This window comes from Thermophagus sp. OGC60D27 (assembly GCF_052400625.1).
Lineage (GTDB): Bacteria > Bacteroidota > Bacteroidia > Bacteroidales > Marinilabiliaceae > Thermophagus.
On record NZ_JBQTGH010000005.1, the window covers coordinates 46,478 to 64,379 of the forward strand.

The window sequence follows — 17,902 nt, forward strand, 5'->3', positions numbered from 1 at the left end:
ACAACCTTTAATTTATTTTTGTGTTTTACGTTTATAATTGAACAAAAAGTAAAAACAAAAGGAATAATCAAGGCCGAGCCAGTACCTTTGATGGTAGGGATTCCATAGAACAATCATCAAGTCAAAAAACTAAACCAAATAACAATCTGAACAGATGGGAATTCTCATATTACGAAACAAAATCAAAAACAGACCAATTTATTTAATTATTTTTGACCCCAACATACAAAGATTCGCAAAGGAAGCAACAATCCATAATTATGTGGAATTATAAAGGTCAAATAACGACTCTATTTCTTCTTATTTTGTCGGGCTTAATCTTCTTTGTCAGAGCCGGTGCTAACGACTCTGTAACCATGGTCAGAAAAATTGAGTGGCAAGATACCCGGTATCCCGAACTTCCTTTTAAAGGTCAGGGATATTATCAAGAGGAGAATGGTTGGCCGGTAATGGTTTCGTTGATTCCCTTACCTGTAGGAACAGATCCCCGACAAACCGTCGTGGATGTTCGGGCATTAACATGGGAAACAATACATAGTGACAAGGCCTTTTCTGACACCATCGTAAAAAAGCTCTCACCAACTTTTAACCATCGCTTAGTCTATATTCAGAAAAAAGCGTACGTCGAACTTGAAATTATTCCGTTCAGAAGAATAAATAATGAGGAACATCATTGGCAACGGCTATTGAGTTATTCTGTTTCAATTTCATATGGTGAGATTCTAAAAACCACAGATCTCAAATCAGCCACTTCAAAGTATGCCTCCAACTCAAAGCTGGCTTCCGGTAAATGGGTTAAAATCGGAACTACCCAAAAAGGAATTTACAAAATACCATATGCCACGCTCAAAACCTGGGGTTTCAGTGATCCTGAAAAAGCTCAGATTTACGGATACGGTGGGGTTATGGTTCCTTTAAACAACAGTGAATTCCGTCCCGACGACCTGCCACCCATCGCCTGCTGGCATCAAAACAATGCCCTCTTCTTCTACAGTGCCGGCCCCTGGCAGTGGAACTGGAACAGTCAGAGAAACATGTTCGAACACATTCCACATCTCTATTCCCCACTCTCCTTTTATTTTGTATCTGACACCGACCAACCTCTGACACCTCAGATCCAAAACACGGAGGAAATTGAAGCTGATTACACGTCTTCATCCTATGACTTCCTCCTGTTCCATGAAACGGAAAAAGAGAATCTGCTCAACTCCGGGTGCTTGTGGTTGGGCGAAAAATTTAGTCCGTCAGGAACCCCCGAAAGAACCTTTACGTTTGAGATCCCCAATGTGGAACTCAATTCCGATGCCATGCTTTACACTCAAGTAGCTGGGAGATCGAACGCCTCTCATGCCTTTAACATTTCCATCGATGGTTTGGCATCAGGCACCCTTCCACTTGCTACCGTATCATTGAGTGATTATCTGGGTTATTATGCCAGGATGAACGCAGAGAAGATAACCTTTCCCGTTACCACCAATTCAATTAGCATAACCTACCAATACGCCCCCACTTCAACCTCTTCTGTCGGATGGCTCGACTATCTGATTTTACAATCCAGAAGTCTCCTAACCCTCAAAAACGGACCTATTGTATTCCGTGATCATCTTTCTGCAAACCCTGAAGGCATATCTGCATTTCATATATTTGATGTGCCCCACAACGCTGTCGTATGGGATGTCACGAACCCCCTTCTTATCAAACAAATAAGTGCCGCTATCGACGGCACCACACTGACCTTTAAAGACAGTACATCCAACATAAAAGAATATGTGGCCTTTTCCCCCGACATGGAATTTCCCACTCCCCAATTTATTGGAGAAATTCCGAACCAAAACCTTCATGCCTCACCTCAGGCCGAAATGGTTATTGTCGCCCCAAAATCTTTTTTAGAGCAAGCCTACCGGTTGGCTGACCTCCATGCCACCCATTCCGGATTATCGGTGGTAGTGGCAGAAAGAGACCAAATTTATAATGAATTTTCATGGGGACATCCTGATCCCGGTGCCATCAGGGGCTTCATAAAAATGCTCTATGACAGAGCCGGACAAAATGGCAATCAGGCGCCCCGTCTGCTCCTCCTTTTTGGGGATGGAAGCTTCGACAACCGTCATATAGACAACACGCCTGCCGCACCACTCCCCACCTATCAGTCCCAATCGTCTCTTTATCAAACTGCCTCGTTCGTAACAGATGATTTCTTTGGATTTCTCGATGATGACGAAGGCGACCATTTACAAAGCGACCGACTCGACATCGGAATAGGACGTTTCCCTGTTAATTCCTTGGAAGAAGCTACCATCGCGGTCGATAAAACCGAAGCATATCTTCTCAGTCAGGAAAAAGGAAGGTGGAAAACCCGACTAACCTTTGTGGGCGATGATGGTGACAACAATATCCATATGCGGGATGCGGATAAGCTCACCCAAAAAGTGGCTGCAGCTCACCCCGAATTTGACATCAACAAAATCTATCTTGATGCTTACCCGGTTTCATCCTCTGCCACCGGACGGGAATTTCCCGATGCAAAAAACGATATACAGGAAGCTATATCTGAAGGAACACTCATATGGAACTACTCCGGACATGGAAGTGAAAGCGCCCTCGCACATGAAAAAATCTTAACTGTTTCCGACATCCAGAGTTGGATCAACAAACAAAAACTTCCTTTATTCGTCACGGCAACTTGCGAATTCAGCCGTTTTGACAATCACGAATACACCTCGGCAGGCGAGCAAGTTTTTCTTTCCCAAAACGGAGGAGGTATTGCTCTCCTCTCCACCACACGTATTGTGTACGCCAGCCTCAATTACACCTTAAACAATGCTTTCTACAACCATGTTTTTGAATACGATGAAACAGGGCAACCTCTACGACTGGGGGAAATGATGCGTCGTACAAAACTCGAATCAGGCGCCAACACCAATAAGTTAAACTTTACACTGCTGGGCGACCCTGCTCTGCAATTAATGTTCCCGCCTCATCAAATCAGCACGGTTGAACTGAATGGAGAACCAATCGCCAGCAGTACCGACACCATTAAGGCGATGTCGCATAACACCCTCAAAGCAAAAGTGACTGATTCGTTCGGAAACACCATCAACGATTTTAATGGCACTGCCTTTATTACCATTTTTGATAAAGCAGTTGATCTCCAAACCATAGGAAATGACGGCAATATACCGTTCGAATACAGTGAATATTCCAACATTCTCTTCAGCGGTAGAGCAACCGTAAATAATGGACTTTTCGAAATCTCATTTGTGATACCTCAGGATATTCGCTATAATCTCGACTACGGCAGAATCAGCTATTATGCGCAGGCCGACGATGGCAGAGAAGCATTCGGTGCTTACAGTAATATTTTTATCGGTGGCATCAGTGAACTCATTGCCTCCGATAACTCTGGACCGGAAATCCGGATGTACCTAAACCATCCCAACTTCAATGATGGAGACCAAACCACTAACCGCCCTATGCTCTACGCCCGTTTGGCCGACGAATCCGGAATTAACACCTCAGGTACGGGGATTGGCCATGACATTACGCTTATTATTGATGAAGATAAAAACAACCCCATTATACTGAATGACAATTACACCGCAGATATTGATAATTTTCAAAGTGGAACGCTGCAATATCAACTGCCGCAAATGGAAGACGGCGACCATACGCTAACGCTTAAAGTATGGGACAATTACAATAATTCCTCAGCAGGTACGTTAAATTTCAAAGTCTCATCAACGCATGGTATAAATGGTCGGAATTTTATCGTTTATCCCAATCCTGTCAAACCAGGCAACAATGTATATTTCTCTTTAACCACAGATATTCCCAATGACATTATTGATGCCACCATACAATTTATGAACTCGGCAGGACAGGTCACCGGAACCGTTGAGGAGGAATTAATAATATCCGGAAATGCGCTGGGACCATACCTGTTGCCACTGGAACGATCGGGATGGAATTATAATGGGATCTGTTTTGTGAGAATAATTCTGAAAGCACAAAACGGGAAAAAAGAACAATTTGTGGCAAAACTTTTACCCGCCCGACAATAAACAATATGAATAAAACACCATGAGTAAAAAGCCCCTGACCTCATCGGTCAAATAACAAAAAACATTTTTCAAAACTTAACCTGCCCCATAATCGTATCCTAAGGATTTATGAATTGAAATTATAGATAAACACATATACTGATGGAAAGAAATACATTAAGAAAATTAATCTTTTTATTTATTCTGTTGAACCAGTTGGTCCATGCCCAAGCTCAGGACGGGCAATTATCCCCTTCTGATTTAGGGGGGCAGGTAAACATCATCAGTACGGCGGTCCCTTTTCTGGAGATAGCACCCGAATCAAGAGGAGGTGGGATGGGGAATACAGGGGTGGCCACCTCACCCGATGTCAACTCACAACATTGGAATCCTGCCAAATATGCTTTTATTCAACAGGAAATGGGTGCCGCAGTCTCTTATACCCCTTGGCTGAGAAAGTTGGTCAATGATATCAACCTCTATTACTTGGCAGGGTATAAACGGCTCGATAACCTGCAAACCGTAAGTGCTTCATTAAGGTATTTTTCCCTGGGAGATATCATTTTTAACGATGAAGCCGGAACATTTATCGGGAATGCCACACCCAACGAGTTTGCCATAGACATTGCTTACAGTCGTATCTTATCCCAACATTTTTCCGGAGCAGTCGCTTTTCGCTATATCCGTTCCGATTTACAGCTGGCTCTGGGAAGTTATTCCGGCAGCGAGACCTATGAGGCCGGCAACTCTTTTGCCGCCGATCTGGCATTCTATTATCAAAACGAGATAGAACTGGGCGGCAGAGATGGCATTCTCTCCGCTGGATTAAACATATCCAATATCGGAACCAAATTATCCTATGGAGGCGATGATGCCTTCTTTATTCCTACCAATTTAAAACTTGGTGCGGCCTATTCAACCCAAATTGATGAATACAACCAGGTGTCTCTGACCATCGACCTGAATAAATTACTGGTTCCCACACCTAACGACGACAGTGGATATATCACCTCGGATGCCTCTGTAGTCAGCGGTATATTCCGCTCCTTCAGCGATGCCCCTCGCGGGTTGGAAGAAGAACTGGAAGAAATCAACATCAGCGTTGGTGCGGAGTACTTATATGCTCAACAATTTGCAATTCGTGCCGGTTATTTCCATGAACACGAAAACAAAGGGAATCGTAAGTTTTTCACTGCCGGCGTTGGCATCAAATTCAATATGCTGAATATTGACGCCTCCTACATCATTCCGGTGGTTCAGAACAACCCATTGGCAAACACGGTTCGTTTTACGCTGGGCTTTGATCTGGATCAGATGATCGGAAACAATTAGGAATACCCCTTTCAACCATCTTAAATCTTAAAATCTAATAATCTTACATCTATCAAAAATATGGCTATACGAATTGGAATGGGCTATGACGTCCATCAACTGGCCGAGGACTATGAATTGTGGATTGGGGGAAATAAGATTCCCTCAGAAAAAGGATCGGTAGGTCATTCCGACGGAGATGTATTAATCCACGCAATCTGTGATGCTCTTTTTGGGGCACTGGCTTTGAGGGATATTGGCTACCATTTCCCCGATACCGATCCTCAACTAAAAGGCATCGACAGTAAACTACTGCTAAAAAAAACCATGCAGATCATACGTGAAAAAGGGTATGACCTGGGAAATCTCGATTCCACCATATGCCTTCAGGCGCCCAAGCTGAACCCCCACATCCCCCAAATGCAGGAAACGCTGGCCAGCGTAATGGAAGTGGATCCATCACAAGTATCGGTAAAGGCTACCACCACCGAAAAGCTGGGATTTGTGGGAGAAGAAAAAGGCATTGCAGCCTATGCATCGGTTTTGCTAGTGAAAAAATAAATCCTCATTACCGTCCCTAACCTCTTCAGGCTGACCTCCAGTCATTTTCCACACTAAATTCTATACTAAAAAATGAACACCATACAATCTCCTGAACATTTTCATCAGGTAACCTCTTCCGAAGCGGCAGCTCTGGTCTATTTTTCCCACGAACAATGTGGCGTATGCAAAGTACTGAAACCAAAGATCGAGACTATGCTGAAGGAGAAGTACCCCGCCATGAATATGTATTACTGCAACACGGTGGAACAACCCGAAGTGGCAGCCCAAAACCGCATCTTTGCCGTACCCACGGTGTTGGTCTTTTTCGAAGGCAAGGAGACCTTCCGCTTCAGTCGTAATCTGGGGGTTGACGAATTGGCCGGAGCCATCGACCGCCCCTATTCTCTGATGTTTGGCGACGACTGACCCGCCACGGTTTCACGCACCAACCGGTGACCAATATCGGCGATATTGTACAATAATATCAGCTGTTGCTGATTCACTGTTGGGGCTTCCTGTTTCAACCGCTGTTGAAGATCACGAACAACGGACTCCATTTGGGCTTGCCGAATAACGGGAGAAAGATTCTTGTCACCCAATATTTTCAAAATATCCCGTCCTGTATCAATGATTCCCTCGGCCACATCAATTGCTCGGCCTCGATGGGCACCAAAAGCCGAGATAAAGGAAAGCAAGGCATGATTCAAATAGGTCATTTTAAAAGCCTTGCGATGAAAAGACTTGTATTTCTCGGGCTCGGTCTGTATATCCTGCCAGGCCATCGCAAGAGCATTGTCGGCCTGATGAGCCTCCCGGCGCGCAATGCGATATTCCAGATCGTCCATGCTGTTGGGATGCTCATATTCAGCAAGGATCGCCTCCAAATAGTTTCTGTTTCTCGTCAAAGCATCGTCCAACAATACCGGTAGTTTCTTATATTGCCACTGATGCCATAGCAGACGGACACTTCCCAACGCCAGCACAGCACCTATCAAAGTATCGGCCAGTCGGGGAACCATCATCGCAACCCCGATATTGGATATCAGGTTGAAAGCGCACAATACAAAAGTGGTGATAAACACCACCGAAACCGAATACTCTTTTTTAAGCCACACAAAAAAGAAAAAGGCCGAAGCCAGCATCAGCAATACCTGTCCCGGCATCGTTAAGAGTTGAACAATCAATATCCCGACAATCACTCCTGTGAGAGTCCCCAAAACCCGTTGAAACAGACGTCGTCGCGTGGCACTATAGCTGGGCTGAAGCACAAACAATACCGTCAGAATAATCCATTCCCCCTTTTCGATATCCGCAACTTCACTAATCAAAAAACCAATCCAGAAACAGATGGCCAATCTTAGCGCATAGCGCATTCTGGGATGCCTAAAACTCAACTGTTCGCTAAATTTTTTCCAAAGCGGTCGATCGTCACGCAACAATTTTGGCAACACCGGAACATCCGGCACCTCGGCCAGCCTGCTAAACGAAGCATTGGCCTGCTCCAAATTGGCGACCAATAGACGCAACGGATGGTTTGAATCTAAGTCAAGCTTCTCCACACGATCCAGAAGGGTCTGTATTATCCAGTTTAGAGAAGATGGACGTCGATAATGACTGCCTGCCAGCAACGCCTCGGCAAACAAACCGGACGCATGAGCCAGCTCATGCAACGTGTGCCCCGCCAACTCAACCAATTCACGCGTTGCAGGATCATTACTCAAAAGATCATATCGCTCATGCGAAGAAGCCGCCCGCTCATGTAAGGCCTGCAAAACCATAAAATAATGAAACCAGGGTGCCAGTTCCGACTCATCATCCATGGCATCCCGATAACTGTTCAATACATCTTTGATACGATCAAGCGTATTGACCATCTCGACGTTGAGCAAAGCCAATTTTGCCCGAACCTCTCGCTGGTTTCTCTTATCACTGGGAAAAAGATGCGACTTTTCATCCAGATATCGCGACAATGCCATGTAACCACGCCCCAAATGTTCGTCCAGTAACCGATAGGGCCGCAAATATAGAAAACCCAACGATATCAATCCGTAAAACAAAGCGCCGCCGGGAAGGAGTAACGGCTGCCAGTACCAGGCCGGACTGATTTCAGAACCTATCATGGCATATAATCCCACCAATATAGCCCCAAAAGTAATTCCACGATATCGCTCGCCAATGCCACCGGTCAGTATAAATACAATGGTCGATAACCCCAATCCCCCACCAAGCAACAGCGGCCATGGACGAAGTAATTCAACCGACAAACTGGAAATTCCAAAGCCCACAACTTTTAAAGCCAACGACTGTATCCGACCACGCGGGTGATCATCCGTCTCCGACAAGGCCCCGGCAAGAACACCCAATGCCGCTGTTACCGCAAAAAACGAATAGCCCAATATTTCCAACGGAAGGATCACAATCCCCATCACCATCGTGGCTTTGGCGGCCATCATCCAATCGGGATGCAACAGAAAAGCCCGCATCCATCGCCCGGACAAGCGAACCTTCCCCATAACAGTCTTTCTTCGGCGAATTACCATCTATTCAATCAATTAAATAATCAGCAAATAAATGCGAAATTAAACCCTTTCTGACGATTACACAATGACCGCCACATTTAAATAGTCGTTACATTTGCGCTATAATTGGGGAGGAGTATTTTTATTCTTTCCCTAAAATCCTATCATCCATTGCATATTGATTCCTATTTTTGAAACCTGCAATAACGACTTAAACCCGAAAATGCATTATTCGGGTTAAACCGACATCAACAACCATATAAATATGATATATAGCTCCATCAACAACCTTTTCATAATTCTGTTTTTCGGTGCTCTGGTGATCTTGGCGTTTGTTTTTTTTACCAACCCGTTAGGAATAAACAAAAAAGGAAATCGCGCCTTTTCCCTGTTTCTACTGCTCTATGCCTCTTTCTGGCTCGAAGAGGTCGTATCTTTTTCTGGCTTTAGCCCCATCCATCCGTTGTTTCTGACCACCATTCACGGGTTACAGATTTTCACACCTCCTGCCTTATACTTTTCTATCTTGTACTACAGTCGACCCCATTTCAAAATTGACGCGACACATAGCCTCCATCTGGTTCTGCCGGTTCTTTACATTGCAATCCGTTTTTTGATCCGCTGCGAAGGAATAAAATGGCCCTTTCTGAAACCGGCAGCCATTATAGTGATTTTATCCCAGTCGCTGCTGTACGTCATCCTATCTTATATTAAAATCAGGCAACACAGAAAAAATATTTTGCAATACTCCTCCAACACCAAAGGTATTAACCTCAACTGGCTCGAATACATCGTTATTCAAATCATCCTTCTTTGCCTCATCATTATCTGGCATAACATCTTTGTGAGCACCACAGATCTCAACTTGTTTACCAACAGTCTGCAGTTGGTAACGGTATTCATTATCGCTTATTTTTCACTAAGACAAAAGGAAATTTTCCCCGACACCCGAGGCGAAATCAAAGATCTTTTTAATGCTGCCGAAAAGCCACAACCTTCTGATGCCACTCACGAAAAAAAGAAAGTATTACCCGATTCGGAGCTCGTTTCCTACCAACAGCAATTGGAAGAGCTCATGCAAGTCAAAGAACCCCATCTAGACAGCGATCTCAACCTGTTAAAACTGGCAGCCCTCTTGGAGGTCACGCCCCACCAGTTGTCCTATATCATCAATACCGGTTTGGGCGAAAACTTCTTTCGTTTTGTCAACCGACACAGGGTGGAAAAGGCCAAAGAATTACTAAAAAAAGAGGATCCCACACAAACCATGATCGGTGTCGCCTTCGATTCCGGTTTCAATTCCAAAACCGCTTTTAATACCACCTTCAAGAAGCTAACCGGCATGACTCCATCGGAATACAAAACCAAAGTTGGAAAAAGCCAATAGCTCGAAGGTATGATATTGAAAAAAAGAGGTTCCAATTTATAAAACCGAACGGCCACACGGCAAAAGAAGAGTAATCTTGCCCCCAAAACTAAACAGATCGACACACTATGGTTGCAAGAACAATTTCTCTTCTGATGTTATTCTTAATCCCTTTTTGGAGTGTTGGACAACAACCGGCACAAAACATAAAAGGGCGCGTTATGGACCGCGACACGCACCTCCCATTGCCGGGGGTTAATGTGATCATTCCCGATTCCAACCCCCTCATCGGGACCACCACCGATTCCGAAGGCTATTATATTCTGCCGAATGTTCCGATTGGCCGCTATTCCCTGCAGTTTAGTTTTGTGGGCTATGAGCCGGCCCTCTTCCGTGAAATAAGCGTTGGCTCGGCCAAAGAGGTGGTCATCAATGTAGCGTTAAAAGAGAAATTCAGACAACTCAATGAAGTGGTCGTGAAACCCTCATTTCGAAAAGATAAACCCCAAAACAGTATGGCCACCGTATCGGCGCGTTCCTTCTCCATCGAAGAAGCATCTCGATATGCAGGGGGATGGAACGACCCTTCACGATTGGCCGGTTCCTTTGCAGGGGTTACCATGGCCGAAGGGGTTAACGACAATGCCATCGTTGTTCGTGGCAACGCCCCCAAAGGTATTCTGTGGCGGGTGGAAGGGGTGGAAATACCGGCACCCAATCATCTGAACGGCGTTAACAACGGGGGTGGCATCGAAACCGTATTTAGTGCCAATATGCTGGACAATTCCGACTTCCTAACCGGTGCTTTCCCTGCCGACTACGGAAACGCCCTCTCCGGGGCCTTCGATATTAACTTTCGCAACGGCAACAATACCCGGCGGGAATCCTCCTTCCAAATTGGGTCACAGGGCATCGATATCAGTTCGGAAGGCCCCCTTAATTCCCGGCATACATCCTCCTATCTTTTCAATTACAGATATTCCACCATGGGGCTGGTGGGGCAACTGATCGCCGAAGATTTTGGCCTACCCGCCTACCAGGATCTGAGCTTTAAGTTTTTTCTGCCTACCCCCAAAACAGGAACTTTCTCGATATGGGGCGTCGGAGGACTTAGCAATGTATCCTTTGTCCCCGAAGAAGAGCCTCAGAAATGGACCAATACGTTCGACAACAACCAATATGACACCGGATCGGATGTCGGCGCTGTCGGTATCTCTCATCAGATAAGCCTGAAACATAAGGGGTATTTAAAATCATCGGTTGCGGCTACCTACGATCAATTTAAAATGAAAAGTGACCGACTGCAGCGTAATGGCACCAAAATTCCCTTGGCAGATCATCGTGAAAGCAACACATGCATGGTTATTAACACCGCACTAAACAGCAGAATAAGCAATCGCCTGACAGGTAAAACAGGCATAAATGTGACTTCCCTGCAATACAACCTGAATATAAAAGGAAATACCGACCCTGAAACAGAAGAGTCACTCACATTGCTGAGCAACCAGAGCGACCAGACAACTTATGCCAGAGCCTTCTCTCAGATAAAATGGCGCCTGGCTCCTGACTTCACCCTCATGCCCGGTATAAACGTTTCGTTGTTTGCCATGAACCAAGAATGGATTGTAGAACCAAGAATGGCCCTTTCGTGGAATCTCTCATCAAAAATGTCGTTTCAGATGGCCTACGGTAAACACAGCCGGCTGGAACCTCTCCGGTTCTATCAGACCCAAAACGAGCAAGGTGAAGCCCTTAACCCCAACCTTAAGGTCACCAAAGCCGAACACTATGTCTTCTCCTTCGATTACCTTATTCGCGATAATCTGAAACTTAAAATAGAACCCTATTATCAATCCCTATTCGATGTCCCGGTAGTGGATGGCACATCACAATCGCTAATCAACTACTCTTGGGACATGTATTTCCAGAAACCGCTGATTAATAAAGGGACCGGAACCAACCGCGGCGTAGACATTACTCTGGAACGATACATGAAAGGAGGATTTTACTATATGTTTACCGGCACCCTCTTCGATTCCAAATACCGAGGGGCCGACGGCATCGAACGAAACACTTCATTCAATCGACGGTTTGTATTCAACCTGCTTGGAGGCCGCGAATGGACTCTTCGAAAAAACAACATTGTGGGGATAAACGGGAAGATATCCTGGATGGGTGGCAACCGGTTCACCCCTCCCGATCAGGAAGCCTCAAGACTTCATGAGATGGTAATATTGGATGAATCGAAAGCCTTTGAATGGCAGGAAAACAACAAGCTTTTTGTGGATATTGCCTTTCGCTATCGGATCAATCGTGAAGGAAAAGCCCACGTTTTTTCTCTCCAATGCAAAAATGCACTGATGCAAAGCGAAATGTTCGGTTGGGCCTATGACTTTGAAAAACAAAAGGTGATAGAGCATGGCATTACCATGGTTTATCCTTACTTTACTTACAGAGTGGAGTTCTGACAATGCACGGTAAAACCGGAACCGGATACCACAACAGTCGATAAAATATGAACAACAACACATTACTATGGGAAAGCGTTTCCCATTACCGGGGGAAACGCTTTCCCATTACCGAGGGAAACGCTTTCCCATTACCGGGGGAAACGCCTTCCCATTATCGGGGGAAATGCTTTCCCATTATCGGGGGAAGCACTTTCACCTTGAGGAGGAAAAGAAGTATTCATTAAACCCGAATAATGCATTAGAATTTCGTCGTGAGAATTAAAAGTGCAATCAATCAAGAACTTGTTGAAATGAGGCATAGCACCGCTATGGTGAATGGAAACAAGTTAGCTTGCGACTTGATTGGCAGCAATTTTAATTCGTAATAGATTTTCTAATGTATTTTTCGGGTTTAATGGGGACTCAGCCCCAAACTGTGACCTTAACGGAGAATTCAAACAAAAAAGGCAATACCTGCCAACCGGGAAGATTATAATATCAACAAAATATAAACGAGCACAAAGATCACGGCCAGCAGTACCAGAAATGCAAAAAAACGGAGTCCCAGGTCAAGACTACCCAGCAACGGAAGGCGACGGGTAACCCTATCGAACACAATCATCCGCGACGGCTTGGGGTCGGGGGCATCAAAAACCCCCATCTCTTCAACAATGGCGGTGGCACGTTGAGCATCACTTGCCTTCACCTGAAGCTTTATCCCCCCCACAGCATTATAGATATAAGTTTGCGAAACCAGTTCGTCCTTAACAAAGCATTCGATGCCTTCCGACTCCAGCTTGCTGCGCACCAACCCCATTTGAGGAGCAAAACTAAAAGTGGCAATGGTTACCAGTTGATCTTCCATAACTCAAAAGTTAATCTGTTTTACCCCTAAGATACCTTAAAATCACCACATACACAATAAGCCAGAGAATACGAAGATCAAAGATCATTAAATTTAATGGAGCCTCGGTTCTCTTCGCCGGGAGCATAATTATAAATCTCCCTCAGCAGGTTGGCATATTTGTTATAGATTACGCGACGTCGCAGCTTAAGTGTTGGCGACAACTCCCCGGTGTTAGGAGACCATTCTTCATGCACCAGACGAAATCGTTTAATCTGCTCGGTACGTCCCAGTTGCTTGTTATACTGCTCCACTTCTTTGTTATAGAGTTTCAACACTTTGGGATGATTTATTAGTTCCTGATTGTCGCGAAAATGAATATGATGATCGTTGGCCCACACATGGAGATATTCAAAGTTGGGTGATACCAAAGCACTGGCAAACTTTTCATTTTCGCCCACCACCATCGCCTGCTCGATGAAGAACGATTCTTTCAGAATATTCTCAATGGCCTGGGGCGCAATATACTTTCCACTGGAGGTTTTAAACATTTCCTTTTTACGATCTGTAATTTTAAGGAATTTACCTTTTTCGAAGGTGCCGATATCACCGGTATGTAGCCATCCATTTTTTTCCAACACCTCCGAAGTGTTCTTCTTATCCTTGTAATATCCCATCATCACGCTGGGACCTTTAACCAGGATTTCACCGTCTTCGTCAATCTTCACCTGAATGTTCTTGAGTACGGGACCGACCGTTCCAATCAGCAAACTGTTGGGTTCACTCAGGTGGTTGGCCGCAATAACGGGGGAGGTCTCAGTCATGCCATATCCCTCCATAAGAGGAATACCTGCGGCAAAGAAGAGACGACTCAGTCGTGGTTGCAGGGCGGCACCGCCCGAAATGACGAATTTCAGCTTTCCCCCAAAAGCTTGTTGCCATTTGGAAAAGACCAGCTTCCGGGCGGCCCACAATCGAAGACCATACCAGGGACCATGTTTCCCGTTGATCCGGTAGCGCTCGCCCAAACGAAGCGACATAAAAAAGATCAGCCGTTTTAGACCTCTCAATCCTTCTCCTTTGGATACAATGCGGTCATAGATTCGTTCAATTACGCGTGGAACGGTGACAAAGGCTGAGGCCTTCACTTCGGCCAGGTTTATGGCAATGGTTCCTAGATTTTCCGCATAATAGATACTACACCCCTTCCACTGAAAAAGATAGTTCACCATGCGTTCATAGACATGGCAAAGGGGCAAAAAACTTAATATACGGTCGTCGGGCCCCAATGGGTAGAGGTTGAAAACCCCTTCCACATTACTCAGAATATTTTGGTGCGAAAGCATCACCCCTTTGGGCAGACCGGTCGTTCCAGAAGTATAAATGATGGTTAGCAGATCTTCGGGTTGAATGGAGTCAGAAATTGCGGTAAGCTTATCGCGATATTTCACTTTATTTTCCGACCCATCCCTAGTAATCTCAGACCAATGGGGAATGCCTTCATAGTAATTAAAGGTATAAATCCACTTAAGTTTAGTTATTTTACGGACGATGGGTTCTAATCTGCGATAGGTAGGCAAATCAGCCACAATCAGCATTTTGGCATCGGAATGCGAGAGAATGTGTTTAAAATCCTCCTCTCCGAGGGTGGGGTATACAGGAACATGCACCACCCCTGCCATGGCCATTCCCATATCCACAAAATTCCATTCGGGACGATTGTTGGAAATGGTGGCTATTTTGTCGCCTTTTTTAAATCCCAATGCCAAGAGCCCATACGCAAAGTTTTTTGCATTATGGATATAATCTTCGGCACTGAACTTTATCCAGGTACCATCTCGTTTGGCTGCCAGAATATCAGTCTTATTGTAATTTTGCCTGAAATTCTCCAATAAATCAAAGGTTCTGGTTATCCTCATGTTCATTTCGTCGGTTTAAATTCCACATCAATAAAAAGTGGACAGGGCGAAGGCTGATGGCAGAAGCGTCGATATTTTCTGCCTGTTCCGGGTCAGCAGTAAAGCAGGTGATTTAAGCCAATTCCCATTGGGTTGGTGAGATTTGTTGAATATCACCAACCCAACAAATTGATTAAATGGGAACGTTTCAGGCTTCCAATTTTTCTTGAATGATTTGTCCGGCTTTATCCACGGCAGCAGCAAGCCCATCGGGATTTTTCCCTCCGGCACTGGCAAAGAAGGGTTGTCCGCCTCCGCCACCCTGAATTTCAACGGCCACCTCACGCACCAGTTTGGTGGCATTCAACTGACCTGATTCCACTAATGTATCGGAGAGAATAACGGCAATCTGTGGTTTTCCTTTCACTTCGGCACCCAATACTGCCACCATATCTCCGTTCAGCTCATTCCTCAACTGGAAGGCCAGATCTTTAAGGTTGCCCCCCAGCTGCGGCTTAACAATGGTGGTTATCACTTTGACCCCATTCACCTCCCGTGCTGCATCGATGATACCCTGTTTTTCAATCTTCAGGAAACTCTGCATCATAGCATCCACTTGTTTGGACAACTGAGAATTCTGTTGTATCAGGTTTTCAACTTGTTTACGTAGCTGTCCTTTACTCTTAACCAGGGTGCCTAATTCATTAATAAGGTCAGACTGAACATATGAAAGATCTTCAGCTTTTTCACCGGTAACGGCTTCAATCCGACGGACGCCGGCCGACACGGCACTTTCACCAACAATTCGGAAAAAGCCTATTTCCCCGGTGGCATCCACATGAGTGCCACCGCACAATTCTACCGAATCGCCGAAGCCTATGGTGCGCACCACATCCCCGTATTTTTCACCAAACAATGCCATAGCTCCCATTTCCCGAGCTTTATCTATTGGCATTTCTCGGTGCTCTTCCCTGGTAATATTAGCTCGGATATCAACATTCACCAGCTTTTCAATTTCCCGGAGCTCTTCAGGAGTAACCTTTTGGAAGTGGGAAAAATCGAACCTCAGATAATCGGGATGTACCAGCGAACCTCTCTGTTCGACATGAGTTCCCAGCACCTTTCTCAAGGCCTTATGCAACAAGTGCGTGGCGGTGTGGTTACGTGCGGTGCTGCGCCGTTTATGAATATCCACAACTGCATGGAAGGTGTTTTCCAAATCAGCAGGTAACTGATTCGCAAGATGAATGATAAGATCATTCTCCTTCTTAGTATCAACGATGGCAATGTTCTCTTTCTCATTTTTGATGAATCCGGAATCACCCACTTGTCCTCCGCTTTCGGCATAAAATGGTGTGATATTAAATACCAGCTGATATTGCGTTTTGTTTTTGACCTTAATCTGACGATAGCGTGTGAGATAGACATCCGTTTCAAAATAATCGTACCCTACAAACTCTTCTTGATCGTCATCTCTGAGGATGATCCAGTCGCCCGTTTCAACGGAGGCCGCATTGCGAGCTCGCTCTTTTTGAGCATTCATCTCCTTTTCAAATTCCTGTCGATTGACCACCAGTCCTTTTTCTCCAAGAATCAGCTCGGTAAGATCAAGGGGAAAGCCGTAAGTATCATAAAGCTCAAAAGCCACCTTTCCGCTCACCACTTTGTAATTATTCGAAAGGGTGTTTTCAATAATTCGGTTCAGCAGGGTGATTCCTGTTTCCAATGTTTTCAGAAAAGACTCTTCCTCTTCATATATAACTTTATCAATCAACTGTTGGCATTTCTTCAGTTCGGGATATGCATTACCCATTGTATCTATTAACACAGGCAACAAACCACTCAGAAAAGGTCGATTCATATTCAGGAAGGTATACCCGTACCGTACTGCCCGACGAAGAATCCGACGAATGACATATCCCGCTTTGTTGTTAGAGGGAAGCTGACCATCGGCAATGGAAAAAGCAATGGTACGAATATGGTCGGCGATGACGCGCATGGCAATATCTGAATCATTACCAGCACCATATTGAATGCCGGTTAATGCAGCGATTTGCCGGATGATGGGCTGAAATATATCGGTATCATAGTTGGAGGTCTTCCCCTGAAGAACACGGCACAAACGTTCAAAGCCCATACCGGTATCGATGTGCTTTTGGGGAAGTGAAACAAGCTCTCCATCAGCTTTTCGATTATATTGGATAAAGACCAGGTTCCAAATTTCAATCACTTCCGGATGATCTTTATTCACCAATGCATGGCCCGGTTTGCTCTTTCTTTGAAAGTCATCTCTGAGGTCGATATGAATTTCGGAGCAGGGACCGCACGGGCCTGTATCTCCCATTTCCCAGAAATTATCCTTTTTGTTGCCATTTAAAATATGATCAGCGGGCAAGTGTTTTTCCCAGGCCGAAGCCGCCTCTTCATCGCGGGATAGACCATCGGCCTTATCGCCTTCAAAAACGGTAGCGTAAAGTCTGCTTTTATCAATAGCCAATTCCTCTGTAAGAAATTTCCAGGCCAGGTCAATGGCTGTTTCCTTAAAGTAGTCACCAAACGACCAATTGCCCAACATTTCAAACATGGTATGATGATAGGTATCATGTCCAACCTCTTCCAGATCATTATGTTTTCCCGACACCCTCAAACACTTTTGTGCATTGGCAACCCGGAGATGATCCGGCTTTCGGTTTCCAAGAAAAATATCCTTAAACTGATTCATCCCCGCATTGGTAAACATGAGAGTAGGATCATTCTTTACAACCATTGGGGCTGAGGAAACAATAACATGCTGGTTGGCACTGAAAAAGTCAAAAAATCTTTGTCGAACCTCTTTAGCTATCATATATGTATTTCTCTAATTGATAATTCCAACAATAGTCACTTTCTTCAAAAAAGTTAAACCTTTTTAAGCTTCTCTTCGTACAACGA

At 44.9% G+C, this 17,902-nt stretch carries 11 protein-coding genes; 7 read left to right on the top strand and 4 right to left on the bottom strand.

Going from position 1 to position 17,902, the window contains the following annotated elements:
- Positions 1-260: 260 nt before the first annotated feature.
- The 4 genes from porU (at position 261) to ACT29H_RS07465 (ending at position 6,320) form a co-directional block, all read left to right on the top strand.
- Positions 261-4,061 (top strand): type IX secretion system sortase PorU, encoded by a 3,801-nt coding sequence (gene porU, locus ACT29H_RS07450; RefSeq protein ID WP_444820988.1) that lies wholly within the window; start codon positions 261-263, stop codon positions 4,059-4,061.
- Between the two features lie 141 nt (positions 4,062-4,202).
- Positions 4,203-5,372 (top strand): type IX secretion system outer membrane channel protein PorV, encoded by a 1,170-nt coding sequence (gene porV, locus ACT29H_RS07455; protein ID WP_444820989.1) that lies wholly within the window; start codon positions 4,203-4,205, stop codon positions 5,370-5,372.
- A 60-nt stretch (positions 5,373-5,432) separates the two neighbouring features.
- On the top strand, positions 5,433-5,912 hold the full coding sequence (ispF, locus tag ACT29H_RS07460) for a 2-C-methyl-D-erythritol 2,4-cyclodiphosphate synthase (RefSeq protein ID WP_444820990.1): 480 nt from the start codon (positions 5,433-5,435) through the stop codon (positions 5,910-5,912).
- Positions 5,913-5,984: 72 nt separating this feature from the next.
- On the top strand, positions 5,985-6,320 hold the full coding sequence (locus ACT29H_RS07465) for a thioredoxin family protein (RefSeq protein ID WP_444820991.1): 336 nt from the start codon (positions 5,985-5,987) through the stop codon (positions 6,318-6,320).
- On the opposite strand, the gene ACT29H_RS07470 is transcribed toward ACT29H_RS07465, so the two are convergent.
- Positions 6,293-8,434: an FUSC family membrane protein gene (locus ACT29H_RS07470; protein ID WP_444820992.1), complete on the bottom strand. Its 2,142-nt coding sequence runs from the start codon at positions 8,432-8,434 to the stop codon at positions 6,293-6,295. The two genes, ACT29H_RS07465 and ACT29H_RS07470, sit on opposite strands and share 28 nt — an antisense overlap.
- A gap of 244 nt (positions 8,435-8,678) precedes the next feature.
- Between ACT29H_RS07470 and ACT29H_RS07475 the strand changes: the two genes are divergently transcribed.
- From ACT29H_RS07475 to ACT29H_RS07485, 3 genes are all read left to right on the top strand, one after another.
- A complete protein-coding gene (locus ACT29H_RS07475) occupies positions 8,679-9,800 on the top strand; it encodes a helix-turn-helix domain-containing protein (RefSeq protein WP_444820993.1) in 1,122 nt (373 codons plus the stop codon).
- Between the two features lie 134 nt (positions 9,801-9,934).
- The gene (locus ACT29H_RS07480; protein WP_444820994.1) at positions 9,935-12,247 is read left to right on the top strand and encodes a TonB-dependent receptor; all 2,313 of its coding nucleotides are present in this window, start codon (positions 9,935-9,937) and stop codon (positions 12,245-12,247) included.
- Between the two features lie 67 nt (positions 12,248-12,314).
- The gene (locus ACT29H_RS07485; protein WP_444820995.1) at positions 12,315-12,512 is read left to right on the top strand and encodes a hypothetical protein; all 198 of its coding nucleotides are present in this window, start codon (positions 12,315-12,317) and stop codon (positions 12,510-12,512) included.
- A gap of 207 nt (positions 12,513-12,719) precedes the next feature.
- Here ACT29H_RS07485 and ACT29H_RS07490 read toward each other — a convergent pair whose 3' ends face one another.
- The 3 genes from ACT29H_RS07490 to alaS form a co-directional block, all read right to left on the bottom strand.
- Positions 12,720-13,094, bottom strand: coding sequence for a putative signal transducing protein (locus tag ACT29H_RS07490; RefSeq protein WP_444820996.1), 375 nt, complete (start codon positions 13,092-13,094; stop codon positions 12,720-12,722).
- A gap of 77 nt (positions 13,095-13,171) precedes the next feature.
- On the bottom strand, positions 13,172-14,992 hold the full coding sequence (locus tag ACT29H_RS07495) for an AMP-dependent synthetase/ligase (protein ID WP_444820997.1): 1,821 nt from the start codon (positions 14,990-14,992) through the stop codon (positions 13,172-13,174).
- A 187-nt stretch (positions 14,993-15,179) separates the two neighbouring features.
- Positions 15,180-17,816 carry an alanine--tRNA ligase gene (alaS, locus tag ACT29H_RS07500; RefSeq protein WP_444820998.1) on the bottom strand — a complete coding sequence of 879 codons (2,637 nt, stop codon included), beginning with the start codon at positions 17,814-17,816 and terminating at the stop codon, positions 15,180-15,182.
- Positions 17,817-17,902: the final 86 nt, after the last annotated feature.

Bases quoted from the DNA above. Each gene is read 5' to 3' on its own strand.
- ACT29H_RS07480 (WP_444820994.1), top strand. From the start codon at position 9,935: ATGTTATTCTTAATCCCTTTTTGGAGTGTTGGACAACAACCGGCACAA.
- ispF (WP_444820990.1), top strand. From the start codon at position 5,433: ATGGCTATACGAATTGGAATGGGCTATGACGTCCATCAACTGGCCGAG.
- ACT29H_RS07490 (WP_444820996.1), bottom strand. From the start codon at position 13,094: ATGGAAGATCAACTGGTAACCATTGCCACTTTTAGTTTTGCTCCTCAA.
- alaS (WP_444820998.1), bottom strand. From the start codon at position 17,816: ATGATAGCTAAAGAGGTTCGACAAAGATTTTTTGACTTTTTCAGTGCC.
- ACT29H_RS07495 (WP_444820997.1), bottom strand. From the start codon at position 14,992: ATGAGGATAACCAGAACCTTTGATTTATTGGAGAATTTCAGGCAAAAT.
- ACT29H_RS07470 (WP_444820992.1), bottom strand. From the start codon at position 8,434: ATGGTAATTCGCCGAAGAAAGACTGTTATGGGGAAGGTTCGCTTGTCC.
- ACT29H_RS07465 (WP_444820991.1), top strand. From the start codon at position 5,985: ATGAACACCATACAATCTCCTGAACATTTTCATCAGGTAACCTCTTCC.
- ACT29H_RS07475 (WP_444820993.1), top strand. From the start codon at position 8,679: ATGATATATAGCTCCATCAACAACCTTTTCATAATTCTGTTTTTCGGT.
- porU (WP_444820988.1), top strand. From the start codon at position 261: ATGTGGAATTATAAAGGTCAAATAACGACTCTATTTCTTCTTATTTTG.
- ACT29H_RS07485 (WP_444820995.1), top strand. From the start codon at position 12,315: ATGGGAAAGCGTTTCCCATTACCGGGGGAAACGCTTTCCCATTACCGA.
- porV (WP_444820989.1), top strand. From the start codon at position 4,203: ATGGAAAGAAATACATTAAGAAAATTAATCTTTTTATTTATTCTGTTG.